Here is a 14,314-nt window from a genome sequence, read left to right on the forward strand (position 1 = left end):
GCAAGGATGCCTTGAATGAGCCATCGCTACGCCCTCATGTTCACGCCAATTGCCTGGGCCTTGATGCTGACAAGCCTGCCAGCCGCCATGACCATGGCGGCACCCGGCAATTGCAGCGCCATGGGCCAGTTGCCTGCCGTGGTCGAGGTGGGCGAAGGCTTGCAACAGGAGCTGCAATCGCCGGTGCCAATCACCCGCCTGGCGATTGGCGACCCGAAGATCGCGGATGTGCGCGTCAATGGCGACCGTCAATTCCTGCTGACCGGCGTCGCCAGCGGCGCTACCAGCCTGATGGTGTGGACTGCCTGTACCAAGGCGCCGCGCCAGAGCATGGTGTTCGTCAAGGGCAAGGCCACGTCGGCACTGACCAGTTTGTCGCGGCCACCCTCCGAAGACCCATTGCTGCCCAGCCAGGTGCAGACGGATATACGCTTTGTAGAAGTCAGCCGCACCAAGCTCAAGGAAGCCAGCACCCAGTTCCTGGGGCTGGGCAACAATTTTTTCCTCGGCAGCCCCAACCTTCTCTCCCCGGCAGAAGGCGTGTTCAAACTGCCGGTGAGTGCCGAGTCTTTCAATGTCGGTTTTGGCGGCGGTCGGGTCAAAGCGATGATCAACGCCCTCGAGAGCAGCGGTTTTGCCTACACCCTGGCGCGTCCCAGCCTGGTAGCGCTGAGCGGCCAGAGCGCGACCTTCCTGGCCGGCGGTGAAGTACCTATACCCGTACCCAGCGCCGGCAGTGACACCATCTCCATCGAATACAAGGAATTCGGCATTCGCCTGACCCTCACGCCGACGGTGATTGATCGCAACCGCATCACCCTCAAGGTAGCGCCGGAGGTCAGCGAGCTGGACTACAGCAACGCCGTACAGATCCAGGGCATCCAGGTGCCGGCCCTGACCGTACGCCGCACCGACACCAGCGTGTCCCTGGCCGATGGCGAAAGCTTTGTGATCAGCGGCCTGATCAGCACCAACAACCGCTCCAGCATCAGCAAGTTTCCGGGGTTGGGCGATATCCCGGTCCTGGGTGCGTTTTTCCGCGACACCAATATCCGCCGCGAAGAAAAGGAGCTGCTGATGATCGTCACGCCGCACCTGGTGCAACCGCTGGCGGCCAACGCTCAGCTGCCTTCCTTGCCCGGCGAAAAACTGCGCAACTATGACCCCAACTGGTACCGCCTGTTTTTCCTCGAAAACGGTAATTTCGACCGCCGCAGTGGACTTTCCCAATGAGCGATAGCTTGAGCCAGACGTTCCTCGCCATCACTCGCAACACCATCGACCTGGAGTGGCTGCAGGGTGCCCTGGCGCCCCTTGGCCAAGTCGTGAGCGCTGGCACCGGCAGCCTGGACGAGCTGCTGGCGCTGGTCGACGTGACCTTTGCCAACCTGGTGTTCATCGGCCTGGACCGTGAAAACCTGGTGGCCCAGAGTGCGCTGATCGAAGGCGCCCTGGAGGCCAAGCCGATGCTCGCCGTGGTCGCCCTGGGCGACGGCATGGACAACCAGTTGGTACTCAACGCCATGCGGGCCGGCGCCCGGGATTTCGTCGCCTACGGCTCACGCTCCAGCGAAGTGGCCGGCCTGGTGCGCCGCTTGAGCAAGCGCCTGCCGACCGTCATCCCCAGTGCGCATTTGGGTGGCCTGACCGTTCTGTTTGGCACCCAAAGCAACGCCGACGGCGCGATGCTGGCGACCCACCTGGCCCTGGTGGTGCAAAAAAGCGGCCAGCAGACCCTGCTGCTGGATCTGGGCCTGCCACGCAGCGACAGCCTGGCGCTGCTGGGGCTGGAGAGCACCTTCAACTTCGGTGACGCGTTGCGGCATTTGCGCCGCCTCGATACCACGCTGATCAACAGCGCCTTTACCACAACCGTGGATGGCCTGCGCATCCTGGCGTATGCCACCGGCGACGAACCGCTGAAACTGACCAGCGCCGCCGAGCTGTACATGCTGCTCAGCGCACTGCGCCAGCACTTCCAGCACATCGTCGTGAACCTTACCGGGCAACCGGACAGCGACGCACTGCGCACCTTTGTCGGCCACTGCGACAAACTGCTGTGGTGCACCGACCAGAACGTACTGGACTGTCGCCGCAACCTCGCGGTGCTCAATCGCTGGCGCGACAAAGGCATGAAACTCGACCACGCCAGGCTGGTGGTCGACCGTTATATCAAGTCCTGCGTACCAGACACCGACACCCTGGAAAAAAGCTACGGCCTTGAGTGCATCGCCGTGCTGCCGCTGAGCGCCGAACTGCGCCTGAACGTAAAGAACCAGGGCCAGACCCTGTTTGCCCTGGCCCCACGTGAAGCGTTGAGCCTGGCCGTGCGCACCTTGGGCGAACGCCTGGCGAAACGCTCCGAGGGCTTGGAAAAACCATCAATGCGTTGGTTCGAACGCATCCTGGGGACAGTGCGATGAACGGCGAGAAACTCTTCGGCGGCCCGGCCCGCAGCGGCGGCAACACGGATCACGATGGCTTGAAGCTGGTGTTGCATCGCTACATCATCGACGCTATCGAGGAGTCGGGTAAGAACCTGCTTGAAGACACGCGCCAATCCCTGGCGCAATTTGTCGTCGACAAGGTGTCCGAGTACATCACGCGCATGCGCCTGGCGATCTCGCGCTATGAGATGGAACGCCTGGCCGAAGAGATCGTCGATGAACTTACCGGTTTCGGCCCGCTGGAGGTGCTGCTGCGCGACCCATCGGTCACCGAAATCCTGGTCAATGGGCCGCACCGGGTGTTTATCGAACGTGAGGGCCTGCTGCATCAGAGTGACCTGCGTTTTATCGACGACCACCACGTGGAGCGCGTGATGCAACGCATCCTCGCGCCATTGGGCCGGCGCCTGGACGAGTCCTCGCCGATGGTCGATGCACGCTTGCCTGACGGTAGCCGGGTCAACGCGATCATCCCGCCGATTGCCCTGGATGGGCCATGCCTGTCAATCCGCAAGTTCCGCAAGGACATGCTCAAGAGCAGCGACCTGGTTGCCATGCAGACCATCGACCAGAGTATCTTCGAGTTTTTCCAGGAAGCCGTCGGCAGGCGCTGCAATATCCTCATCAGCGGCGGCACCGGCACCGGCAAGACCACGTTGCTCAATATCCTCAGCCAGTTGATCAATCCCCACGAGCGTCTGGTGACCATCGAAGACGTTGCCGAATTGCAACTGGGGCATCCCCATGTGGTGCGCCTGGAAACCCGCCCGCCCAATGCCGAGGGCCACGGTGAGGTCAGGTCCAGCGACCTGATTCGCAACGCCCTGCGGATGCGCCCGGACCGTATCATCCTGGGGGAAATCCGTGGCGTGGAAGTGCTCGACGTAATGACGGCCATGAACACCGGCCACGACGGTTCCATGAGCACCGTGCACGCCAACAATGCCCAGGATGCGTTGCTGCGCCTGGAAACCCTGGTGGGCCTGACCGGCCGCGTGATCGCGGAAAAAACCCTGCGCCAGATGATCTGCGCCGCGCTGGATGTGGTGATCCAGCTGACGCGCATGCCCGATGGCCGTCGTTGCGTGAGCGAGGTGGTGGAAGTGGTCGGTGTGCGCGATGACGTGTATGTCACCAATACCCTGTTCCGGCTGGACCGGCGCACCGGTGTCGGTTTCCTGCGCGAAGCCATCAACCCGGCCGGCGATAAGTTGCGCCGCGAATCGGCCTTGCCGCTATAGGGAGCGCCTGATGACCGGACCTGTATTGCTGCTGGTTTGCCTGTTGCTGATCGGTCTGTCGTTCTGGCTGTTTCAGCATGGCCTGCGCAAGGCCCGGACCATTCGCGTGCTGGAGCGCCTCGGCGATGGCCAACCCGAGGCCCAGGAGCAGCCCGGCACCTGGACCGGCCTTGAGCGCATGTTTCTGCGCGCCGGGCTGGGCAAACCCAAGGAACGCCTCGGCCTGTGGCTGAGCGCGTGGGTGGTCGGCGCCCTGCTGGGCTACTTGGTCGCCGACTGGCTGGGCCTGGTGTTGATGGCCCTGGGCCCGCCCCTGGCATTGCGTGCGTATATCGCCTGGCGTTACCAGCAGCGGGTGCAACGCATGGTCGAGCAACTGCCGCAGCTGTTGGACCATAGCGTACGCAGCCTCAAATCCGGCCGCACCCTGGCCGACGCGGTATTGGGCGGTATCGAGAGTGTGGAAAACCCGCTCAAGCACGCCATGGGCCGCATGCAGCGCAACGTGCGCCTGGGGGTGAGCCTGCCGGATTCGGCCAGCGACTTCGCTGAATTCTACGAACAGGACGAGTTCCGCCTGTTCGCCCTTGGCCTGAAGGTCAACCACCGCTACGGCGGCAACGCCAGCGAACTGCTGGAAAACCTGATCAAGATGATCCGCGAGCGGGACCAGGGCGCCCGGCAACTCAAGGCGATGACGGGCGAGACCCGCATGACGGCCTACGTGCTGGGCGGTTTGCCGATCCTGATCGTGGGCTACTTCATCCTGGTCAACCCTGGCTACTTGATGACCATGTGGAACGACGACACGGGGCGCTCCCTGCTGTTCGGCGCACTGGCGATGGACCTGGCGGGCACCTTTGCCATGTGGCGCATGCTGAGGAGCGTGTGAGATGGCCCTGATGGTCAGCCTGTTGCTGGCGCTGGCCGCCATGGTCCTGGCGGGCGGGCAATGGCTCGAACATCGCCGTCGTGATCGCCGGGTCGTTGAGCGTTTGCAAGGGCGCAGCGCCAGCGATGACAAACTTGGCACGTTCATGCGCCAACTGGGCGCAAGCACGCTGGCCCAGCGCTCAGTCAGCCTGGATAACGAGACCCAGGTCCTGCTCAACCGGGTCGGTTGGCGCAAGGCCAGCCAGCGCTCGCTGTTTGCCGCTTTCCAGATCGGCGTGCCTGTCGCGGCGATGGGCCTGACCCTGCTCGGCCAGCAACTACTTTTCCCTCACGCCAGTCCCGCCTGGATTGCCCCGGCGGTCGCCCTGGGCATCGGCTACCTGCTGCCAAAACGCGTGCTCGCCGCTGCCGCCAAATTCCGCCAGCAGCGCATCGCCAAGGAAATCTCAACCTTCATTCCGCTGCTGCGCATCCTGTTCGAGTCGGGCATGGCGATTGAACAATCCTTGCGCGTGATGGCCAACGAAGCCCAGCGCTTGCTTCCAGACCTGACCCACGAATTGCGCCTGATCCTGGCGCGAGTCGACTCCGGCCTGGAACTGAGCGAAGAACTGGGCAAGACCGCGCGCATATTGGAGGTGGATGAGTTCACCGACACCTGCATCATCCTCCAGCAATTGATCCAGCAGGGGGGTGGCGCGATGAAATCCCTGCTGACGCTCAAGCAATTGCTCGACGACCGGCGCCTGACCCGCATGCAGGAATACATCTCGAAAATGTCGGCCAAAATGTCGGTGGTGATGATGGTGTTCCTGTTTCCCGCCTTGCTGATCGTGCTCGGCGGCCCCGCCTTTATCGGCATCGCCCGCGCCTTGAGCCAATTCTGAGGACCACCTTGATGAAACCACTGATTGCCGGCCTGACCCTGCTGATGCTCGGCGGATGCGCCACCGACGGCCACACCCCATGGGCCGCTCTGACCTCGCCGGGCAGTTGCGCCAAACCCAGTGCGGAGCAGGAACTGACGCTGAACCTGTCCGATGACCTGGCCAACGAGGGCAAGCTGCACGCCAGCCTGGCCAACCTGCAGAACCTGCCCGACAGCTTGCCCCAGGTGCGCCAGCGCCAGGCCCGTAACTTTCGCTTGCTGGGCCGCAGTGAGGCCGAACCCTTGTATCGCAGCCTGCTGGGTACTTGCATGACCGCCGAAGGCGAACATGGGCTGGGGCAACTGGCAGCGGCCAAGGGCGACCACCCACAGGCGATGGCTCACCTGCAAAGGGCCGCGCGCCTGGCGCCCACCGATGAAAAAATCCGCAATGACCTGGGCGTGGTGTACCTCAACCAATTGCGCCTGGAAGACGCACGCTTTGAGTTCATGACGGCTATCGAGCTCAAACAGGGCGACACGTTGGCTGCGGTCAACCTGGTGACCTTGCTGATTTATCAGGATGACTGGGGGCAAGCGGCCAGAGTGGTCAGCCAGCTGGGTTTGAACCCCGGCCAGGTCACCGAGGCACAGGCCCGCGCGGCCCGGCTCAAGCACTCAGCGAGGACCGCGCGCAACGTCGCGACGGCCGCCGATGCCCTGCCGGTGAGTATCAAGTAAGGAGTCGATGATGAAAGCCCATTACGTTGTGTGTCTGGCGCTGCTGCCATTGAGCGCCTCGGCTATTCCACCGGGGCCTTCGTCCCCGCAGCAGGCCGAAACGGAAAACTGGATGGCGTTGCAGGTCGATGGGCGGGCAGCCTCGCCGACACCGCAGAGCACCACCCCGGCGGAAAAGGAGCAGGCCTTGCAGCGTTGGCTGGACAGTCACAAGCACCCGATTCCGGAGTTCTTTGAAACCAAGTCGGAGGCGGGCGGCAAGAGCCAATGAACCCCGTGCGTCAGTGCGCACTCATCTGCTGGCGCATCGGCGAGTGGCTTGGCGACAACGCCAGCGCCAGCTGGGTGCGGTTGTGCATATGGGTCAGGCGCAACACCTGGGACACATACAGCTTGACGGTGTTTTCGGTGATGCCCAATTCGCAGGCGATCTGGTAATTGGTCTGGCCCTTGCCTACCAGCCACGCAACCTCCATCTGACGCGGTGACAACTGGTTGAAGATGGATGGAATCTGCGCCGGCCTGGCGTCTTGCCCGCCCTCGGCGTCAGCGTCCTGCAGCGGGCCGCGCCGTACCTTGTCGAGGTCCTGGTACAAGTCATTGATGGATTCGGAAAGGTACTGCAGTTTCTGGTTCAAGTGCCCCAGTTGCAGCTCCTTTTGCCGCTCTTCCAGCGCCGCTTCCTGGCGCTGCAGGCCCTCGAGCAACTCATCGAGGTTGATCGGCTTCTGGTAGTAATCCGAGATGCCCGCGCGCAGGGCCTTGATCACGTCCTGTTTGTCGGCACGCCCGGTGAGCATGATGGCCTCGAACGCACGCTGCTTGCCGGCGATCTTCTGCATCGACTGAACCAGCTCGATCCCATCCATGTCCGGCATGTGCAGGTCACACAACACCAGGCCGACCTCGACGTCCTCGCTGAAACGCTGCAAGGCCTGGCGGCTGGATTCACACGGGACGCAGTGGTAGCCACTGCTTTCGAGAAATTCGCAGAGTTCCTCCACGATCAGCGGTTGGTCATCGACCACCAGCACTTTTACAGCCGATTTCAGCTTGTTCACACGCGACTCCATGCCTGGCAAGCCAAAAGACTGACCTATCCGTTTGGACGAAGAATCCTATACATCCGTTCCATAAACGTAGACCTACTTTCCGACTCTGTACATAGCAATAGAGGCATTGTGCGACTAAAGGGTCCACACCCCATACAGCACAAAACCCGCGAATAAAAACGCGGCGAAAGGCTGCTTGGCAGGCGGGCCTTGTACCCGATCAGCAGCGCGCGGACCGAGCTGTTGACGAACGACCAACCAACCGACCAGGGTGATGGCGGCACCGATCAGCGACCACAACACATGATCCACCGTGGTGGCCAGGCCCAGCGCCGCGAGCAGCTTCACGTCGCCCGCACCGAAGCGGTCCAGCGCATAGCCCGGCAGGGTCAACAGCAGTGCCAGGGCAAACGCCAAGAGACCGGCGCTCGCTGGCGCGCCCAGCCAGGTGGCACCTGTGCACAACAGGTATAACAGCGCCAGCAACGCCACGCCCAGGGTCAAGCCATTGGCGATCTGTCGCCGGCGAATATCCTGCACCGCACAGACTCCCAGCCAGATCACTATCACTACGCCATGAATCACGTAAAAAACGTTCCTTTTCGCTGAATGATTCTATGCTGATATCGAGTCGTAGACGTCAGGGTAGACGCAGTCATGAAAACAGGCCTGCCGGCAAAGCAAAAAGGGGCTGCGGCGATCGAATTCGCCTTGGTCTTCGGGATCTTTTTTGCGGTGTTCTATGGCTTGATCAGCTTCAGCCTGCCGCTGCTGTTGATGCAGTCGTTCAACCAGGCAGCGGCCGAGGCCGTGCGCCAGGCCATGGCGGTAGACCCGGTAGCGGCAGGATCGGCCTACCCCACCCTTGTCACCCAGCGTGCGAAAGATGCGGTAGCGGCGCAATTGAGCTGGATCCCCGCCAACTTCCAGTTCCAGCCGTCCTTCATCAGCGCCACCTACACCGGCACCACGCTGACTGTCACGATCAAATACCCCTCCTCCAACCTCTACTCCGTATTCCCGGCGCTGGTGGTGCCAGGCATTGGCACTGTGCCGAACCTGCCGACCAACCTTTCGGCCAGCTCGAGTCTTCAGTTTTGACTGCGGGGAATAATTTCTTCGAGCGCCTGCGGGGCCGTGTCGGCACCCAGGCCTTCGAGGCACCCACTGTCCCTGCAGCAGGGCTGCGCGTGTTATTGGATCATCAAGGCCATGTGGTGGACATCCGCGGCACACTGCGTTCGCAACTCGCCATGCCCGTCGGGGGTGAAGCACGGCCGCTGCTGCGGGAGTTGCTGTGCGCCAGCAGCGCCTTGAGTATCGAAGGCAGCCCTGCCGACTGGCAACGCCATACCCTGGACCTGGACTTCAAGGGCTCTGCCGGCCAGGTCCTGCCCACCCGCGGCTGGGTCGAGCCGGAGGGCGACCGCTGGGTGCTGCACCTGCTGGACATCAGCGACTTGCTCGCCGGCCGCCACCTGGCTGAACAGCGCGAGCAGAACCACCAACTCGCCTGCAGGATGAGCGAACAGTTGCGAGTGTGCAGCCTGAGTCGCCTGCCCGAGACGTTCAACGAGCAACTGCGCAGCCTGGCCCAACGCTGGCGTATCCCCTGTGTGGCCCTGGCATTGCTCGATGAAACCAACCAGGGTTGGCGGATCTACAGCCAATACACCGCTCACGACGCCCCGGGCTTGTGGCAAACCGGCCAACATCTGGGGGCCAGCCTGGACAGTGTCAACGGCAACGCGCTCCTGAGCCTGGCCCACGGGCGCATTGACAACCCCCGCCTGCAGAGCATTTTCGGCGATATCGACGGTTTTCTGGTGCCCTACCGTGACAGCCAGGGCGTGGCGGCCTGGCTGCTCTGCGGTTTCTACGGCGGCGAACCGCACACCCGCGAACGTGACTGGCTGGACCTCACCGCCGCACTCGCCGCCCCGCTGCTGAGCCGCCTGCGCGAACAACGCAGCCATCAGCAACTGGAGCGCATGGAGGCCCTGCAAGAACTGCTCGGCACCGGCTGGTGGGAACTGCTGCCCGCCACCCAGGAGATCCAGCTCGCTCCCCAGTTGTTGCATAGCCTGGGCCAGGAACACGGCGCCACGCGCCAGGCACTGGCCCTGTGGCTGGAGCTGATCCACCCCGCTGATCGCCAGGAACTGCTCAGCCACCTGCAAGACCTGCAGGCACTGGACAAACCCCTGCTGACCAACGTGCGCCTGCCAGGCAGTGACGCGGACCACACGCCCATCTGGTATCGCGTGCAGGGCCAGGTACTGGGCGTGGGCGACAACCGGCGCTGGGTCGGTTTCATGCTCAACATCAGCGACATCAAGAACCAGCAACTGCAAGCCGCCGCCGCCCATGCACGCCTGGATAACCTGATCGCCAGTTCACCGGCGGTGATCTACGTGCAGCGCTACGTCGGCGGCGCACTGCACCCGGCGTTTTTCAGCGACAGCCTGTTGCCGCTGCTGGGCTGGAGCCTGGCCGATTGCAGCCACGACGGCCTGGCCTCGTTGATCCATCCCGAAGACCGTGAGTTGTACTTCCAACGCACCCGTCAATTACTACGCGAAGGGAATGTACGCAGCCGCTACCGGGTGCGCGACACCCGCGGCGACTACCATTGGCTGCTCGACGAGGCCAAGCTGCTGCGCGATGACCTGGGCCTGCCGGTGGAGGCCGTGGGGCTATGGCTCGATGTGACCGACGCGACCCTGGCCGCCGAACAGGTCAGGCAGAGCGAAGAGCGCTACCGCATCCTGGTGGAAGACTCGCCGGCAATGATCTGCCGTTATCGCCCGGACCTGACCCTGACGTTTGGCAACACGCCGCTGGCCAACTACCTGGAGTGCTTGCCCGCGCAACTGCCGGGGCGGCAATTGGACGCGTGGTTGTCGGATGAACAGCGCCAGGCATTTATCCAACGCATCCGCCGACTGACCCCCGAGTTTCCGGTGAGCACCGCCGAAATCAGCCTGCAGCTGCCCGGGCGCGAACATGCCTGGTGGGTATGGTCCGACCGTGGTGTGTTTGATGAACAAGGTCAACTGGTGGAAGTGCAAGCCGTGGGCCGCGACAACACCGAAGTGCGTCGCTCCCAGCAGCAACTGACCCAGAGCGCCAAGATGGCGACCCTCGGCGAAATGGCCACGGGCCTGGCCCATGAGATCAACCAGCCGCTGAACGTGATGCGCATGGCGATCGTCAATGTGCTCAAGCGCCTGGCCAACGGCGACGCGCAGATCGACTACCTCACCGAAAAACTCAAGCGCATCGACACCCAAGTGCAACGCGCGGCGAGGGTGGTGGACCATATGCGCGTGTTTGGCCGCCGTTCGGAAATCGAACAGCAACCGTTCGACCCAGTGCAAGCCGTGGAAGGGACCTTGTCGCTGCTGAGTGAAGGCCTGCGCGGCAAAGGCGTGGACCTGCGCATCACACCTGCGGACTTCAGGGTGCAGGTCAAAGGTCATGTCGACCAGCTTGAGCAGGTGTTGATCAACCTGATGGTCAACGCCCGCGATGCGCTATTGAGCCAGCGCGAAACAGCCGCGCAATCGCGCCCCTGGATTGCGCTGCACTGCGAGCACGACAGCCGGCATGTGCGCATCTGGGTCGAGGACAACGGGGGCGGCATCGACCCACGATTATTGGAGAGGATTTTCGAGCCGTTTTTTACCACCAAGCCGATTGGGGTGGGGACCGGCCTGGGGCTGTCGGTAAGCTACGGGATCGTGGAAAACATGGGTGGGCGCTTGAGCGTGATCAATGGCGAGGACGGCGCACGGTTTTGTGTGGAACTGCCGGTGGTTCAGATCACCAGGTAGGCGCGGCCCATCTGACACGTCAGGTTGGCGCCGACTTCGGCGTTGCCCAGGTTGATGCCCAGGGCCGAGAGCAGCGTGTTGACAATGGGGTCGAGCAGCGGTGACAGGACGTCCTGGACAAGGGTGACCACCGCGCTGGTGATGGTAGCCAGGGCCGTCGTAACCGTGCCGTTCGCCGCACCGGGTGTGCTGCCGCTGGGCGGTACGTAGGTAGCCTGCAGGCCGCTCAGGGTTGCTCCCAGGCTATTGACGATATTGGCGGTGCCGGGTGGACTTTTGTAGGTCGGCACGGCATTCATATCGGCGACCGGTAAGAACAGCAACGAGCTGGTCTGCGCCGCCACGGTAGACAACGCCTTCACATTCAAACCACCGCCTACACCCGCTGTACGCGTGCCACATATCTGCGACAGCACAATGCAGTAGCGCTGGCCAAAATCGATCAGCCTGACCGGCTGCACGGTGACTGGCGCCGATGACGAAAACGCGGTGGCAGGGTCGACATAGCCCAAGCCCAGGGTGGCCATGACGGTGGTGGCCTGCACCGTTAGCGACTTTGTGGCCGGCGTGGCACAGCTGTAGTCCGTGACTTGACTCTGCGCACTGGCCGCCTCGATGTAGATGGACAGTGATTGTGTGATATCCACGTCGGTGACGTTACACGCCACCAGGCACAACACGCCGCCCACCACTGCCGGGATATTCAGGTTCAACAGGCCGCCGACCACCTTCGACACCGGTGTCGCCAACCCGGTCAGGATTGATGAAACCCCCGACACCAGCTTGATGATCGGCGCATCCACCGTAACCAATGTGCGCACTTGCGCGGTTCGGACAACAATCTGATCCGTCTGCGGGTTATTCAGAAGCCCCGCCTTGGCCTTCGCCGGATTACCGATGGCCGACAATTGCGGCGGCTCGATGACTTTGGTCTGGATCGAGACATTGCCCACCAGGGGAATATTCACCTGAGCGGCCGCACTCACCGCACCCTTGCTATTGGACAGCTGCGCCACGGCCTCCAGCAATTGAAACAACTGCACGTTGGTATTCAGCGCCGCGGCCGGTGTTCCGCTGGCAACCTTCAGCAGGTCTGCGACTTTCAGCAGCTGGGTATTGGGCGCGATGGCTTTCAATGAAATCACATCGTTGATGACCGCCGTCGCCACCGCTCCGTTTTTTTGCAGCACCTTTACCGCGGCATCGATCAGCTGGTTGGCGGATACGGCGGTGTTGAGCAGCGCATCGTAGTCACCCGCCGTCACGTTCAGCTCAATCGCCAACTGGTCCAGGTAGCCGAGCAGGTTGAGGTTCGTCGCCAGCAAGCCATTCCAGCCCGCCGCCGTCAGCGACAGGCTGCCGCCCAACAGGTTGCCAATGACCATGTTCAATAGCGGGGACTTCGCCGAATCCACCGTCGCCAGGCTGCTGCGAATCGTCAGTTGCGCCACTGGCGGCGCGTACGCGGCCACGGCGCTGGCAGCCAGGGTCATCTGGGTGGACGCCGGCGTACCGCTGAACATATTCCAGATACCCGTGGCGACGCTGGTTACTACGCTGCGCGTCGCCACTACCCGAATGGCCTCGTTTTTGCTGGCGTCGGCGCTGAATACGCGGATGTTGCCGGCATTGGTCGTCAATGTGCCGCAGGTCACGGCCAGGCCACGACTGCTGTCGCCGGCAACCACGGTGAAGCCATTGCGCGCGGCGTTCTGCACGGCATAGTCGTTGGCGCTGGTGGTCGGGCTGCACAGGCCACCACGCCCGGCGGCCTCCAGGGCGGCGGTGTCGGCAATGGACTGCAGCTTGCGCTTTTCCAGGTAGAGGCGGCCGCTGTCCACCGCCAGCAGCAGGAACACCAGCGCTAACGCCAGGGTGCCCGCTGCCATCAAGCCAATCGCACCACGCTGCCTGCAACCGAGTCGGGGAGACATCAGGCACTCCTTAGCGCTTACTCTCCGTGTTGCCGTGGAGTGTAGACAAGGCTTGGCAGGTGCGCCTGCCGGTCGCTACAAACGGTCAGTGCGGTGGGTAGCTGGAGAGGATCCGGGTCACCGTCGTGCGAATCGCGTTATTACGATCCTGGGGGTTGGGCGTGCTGCTCATCATCTGTTCATCACTGCCGCGCCACACCAGCTTGCCGTCCTTGCCGTCGAGCAGGTCGATCTGGATGGTCGCCACCTTGTAGGTGATGTTGCGTGTTTCGTTGTACATCGGCCCGCCCCAATAGCCGTTCCACGGGCCACCCCAGGCGCCGCCATAGTTGGTGGTGACTTGTTGCTGGCGGTCTTCGACGATCAGGTAGGCCTGCACGTTCAGGTCAGCCCGGGTGCCTGCGGCTGCCGGGCGCAGGCCGCGCTGGTCAAGCTGTTCACCCACGGCCTGGCGGATGCGTTGTTCGGTGAGGTCGCTCTTGATCCGCGGATCATCGGGGCGGTATTGCAGCGCCGGGTCTTTCCAGGCCCAGTTGCGGTAGGCGCCGAAGTCGCGGCTGGCATCAAAATCGTGGTTGACCTGGCTGGTCTGGCAACCGCCCAGCAGCACAACAAAAGCTAGCGTAGCGATACGACGAAACATGGTTGATCTCCAACAAGGGACCGGGCTTTAGATGAGAATAGCGGTTAACTCGGAGGATAGGCGGTCATCGCCTTTTGCACGGCCTGGCGCAACGCATCCGCGCGCTCGCTGAGGCTGCCCTGGCTGCCGGTTTCCGCGCTGGCACTCCACACCGGCTGGCCGCTGCGGGCGTCGAACAGATTAACCCGCACCACCACCACTTGAACTTCATAGGTGCGCACGATCGGCACCGAGTTGTACATGCCGTAGCCCGGGCCGTAGCGGTTATAGCCGCCGTATCCGTAGCCGTAATCGTCCTGGACCTGCTTGAGACGCTTCTCCAGGCGTACATCGGCGCTCACCAGCAGGTCCGCCGGGCGGTTGTCGTGCAAGGGCCGCAGGCCGCGCTGGTCGAGGGCACCGCTGACCGCTTCGGCGACTTGCGCCGAATCCGCCCAGGCCGTGCCCGCCGGCAACTGGCCGTTGCGCCAGGCCCAATTGCGGTAGGCGCCATAGTCGCGCACCGGCGCCGGGTAGGCGCTGGCGTCGAAGGTCGTGGCCGCCTGCGCGGGCGCCGGTGGCATGGGCGCAGAAGCCGCCACATAAGGGTTGGGGCTGGAGCAGGCGCCCAGCCCGAGGGATAACAGGATCAAACAGAGACGACGCATTTCGACCTCCG

General features: G+C 63.0%; 14 protein-coding genes. 9 read left to right on the forward strand and 5 right to left on the reverse strand.

The window, feature by feature from the left end; all coding sequences use genetic code 11:
- Positions 1–15: 15 nt before the first annotated feature.
- The 7 genes from FX984_RS27690 to FX984_RS27720 are packed head-to-tail and all read left to right on the forward strand — an operon-like array spanning position 16 to position 6,462.
- Complete coding sequence (locus FX984_RS27690; protein WP_146478253.1) at positions 16–1,233, forward strand: type II and III secretion system protein family protein; 1,218 nt, start codon at positions 16–18, stop codon at positions 1,231–1,233.
- On the forward strand, positions 1,230–2,423 hold the full coding sequence (locus FX984_RS27695; RefSeq protein ID WP_092358917.1) for a CpaE/TadZ family protein: 1,194 nt from the start codon (positions 1,230–1,232) through the stop codon (positions 2,421–2,423). Before FX984_RS27690 ends, FX984_RS27695 begins: the two co-directional genes overlap by 4 nt.
- Entirely contained in the window at positions 2,420–3,688 is a 1,269-nt protein-coding gene (locus tag FX984_RS27700; protein WP_027607972.1) for a TadA family conjugal transfer-associated ATPase, read from the forward strand. The genes FX984_RS27695 and FX984_RS27700 overlap by 4 nt, the downstream gene beginning before the upstream one ends.
- A 10-nt stretch (positions 3,689–3,698) precedes the next feature.
- A complete protein-coding gene (locus FX984_RS27705; RefSeq protein WP_027607973.1) occupies positions 3,699–4,580 on the forward strand; it encodes a type II secretion system F family protein in 882 nt (293 codons plus the stop codon).
- A 1-nt stretch (position 4,581) separates the two neighbouring features.
- Positions 4,582–5,469 (forward strand): type II secretion system F family protein, encoded by an 888-nt coding sequence (locus FX984_RS27710; protein WP_146478255.1) that lies wholly within the window; start codon positions 4,582–4,584, stop codon positions 5,467–5,469.
- 11 nt (positions 5,470–5,480) lie between these two features.
- Positions 5,481–6,191, forward strand: coding sequence for a tetratricopeptide repeat protein (locus tag FX984_RS27715; protein ID WP_027607975.1), 711 nt, complete (start codon positions 5,481–5,483; stop codon positions 6,189–6,191).
- Between the two features lie 10 nt (positions 6,192–6,201).
- Complete coding sequence (locus FX984_RS27720; protein WP_027607976.1) at positions 6,202–6,462, forward strand: DUF3613 domain-containing protein; 261 nt, start codon at positions 6,202–6,204, stop codon at positions 6,460–6,462.
- A gap of 10 nt (positions 6,463–6,472) precedes the next feature.
- Here FX984_RS27720 and FX984_RS27725 read toward each other — a convergent pair whose 3' ends face one another.
- Both FX984_RS27725 and FX984_RS27730 read right to left on the reverse strand, forming a co-directional pair.
- On the reverse strand, positions 6,473–7,252 hold the full coding sequence (locus tag FX984_RS27725) for a response regulator transcription factor (protein ID WP_146478257.1): 780 nt from the start codon (positions 7,250–7,252) through the stop codon (positions 6,473–6,475).
- Between the two features lie 126 nt (positions 7,253–7,378).
- On the reverse strand, positions 7,379–7,828 hold the full coding sequence (locus tag FX984_RS27730; RefSeq protein WP_027607978.1) for a prepilin peptidase: 450 nt from the start codon (positions 7,826–7,828) through the stop codon (positions 7,379–7,381).
- Between the two features lie 72 nt (positions 7,829–7,900).
- Between FX984_RS27730 and FX984_RS27735 the strand changes: the two genes are divergently transcribed.
- The gene (locus FX984_RS27735; protein WP_065925547.1) at positions 7,901–8,344 is read left to right on the forward strand and encodes a TadE/TadG family type IV pilus assembly protein; all 444 of its coding nucleotides are present in this window, start codon (positions 7,901–7,903) and stop codon (positions 8,342–8,344) included.
- On the forward strand, positions 8,341–11,079 hold the full coding sequence (locus tag FX984_RS27740; RefSeq protein ID WP_092358928.1) for a PAS domain-containing sensor histidine kinase: 2,739 nt from the start codon (positions 8,341–8,343) through the stop codon (positions 11,077–11,079). Before FX984_RS27735 ends, FX984_RS27740 begins: the two co-directional genes overlap by 4 nt.
- On the opposite strand, the gene FX984_RS27745 is transcribed toward FX984_RS27740, so the two are convergent.
- The 3 genes from FX984_RS27745 to FX984_RS27755 all read right to left on the reverse strand — a co-directional run bounded on the left by FX984_RS27745 (position 11,064) and on the right by FX984_RS27755 (position 14,303).
- Complete coding sequence (locus FX984_RS27745) at positions 11,064–13,013, reverse strand: pilus assembly protein TadG-related protein (RefSeq protein WP_146478259.1); 1,950 nt, start codon at positions 13,011–13,013, stop codon at positions 11,064–11,066. The two genes, FX984_RS27740 and FX984_RS27745, sit on opposite strands and share 16 nt — an antisense overlap.
- An 85-nt stretch (positions 13,014–13,098) precedes the next feature.
- Positions 13,099–13,656 carry a DUF4136 domain-containing protein gene (locus tag FX984_RS27750; protein WP_027607982.1) on the reverse strand — a complete coding sequence of 186 codons (558 nt, stop codon included), beginning with the start codon at positions 13,654–13,656 and terminating at the stop codon, positions 13,099–13,101.
- Positions 13,657–13,700: 44 nt separating this feature from the next.
- The gene (locus tag FX984_RS27755) at positions 13,701–14,303 is read right to left on the reverse strand and encodes a DUF4136 domain-containing protein (RefSeq protein ID WP_027607983.1); all 603 of its coding nucleotides are present in this window, start codon (positions 14,301–14,303) and stop codon (positions 13,701–13,703) included.
- Positions 14,304–14,314 lie beyond the last annotated feature (11 nt).

It is taken from the genome of Pseudomonas marginalis, from assembly GCF_008692035.1.
GTDB classification, from domain to species: Bacteria; Pseudomonadota; Gammaproteobacteria; order Pseudomonadales; family Pseudomonadaceae; genus Aquipseudomonas; species Aquipseudomonas marginalis.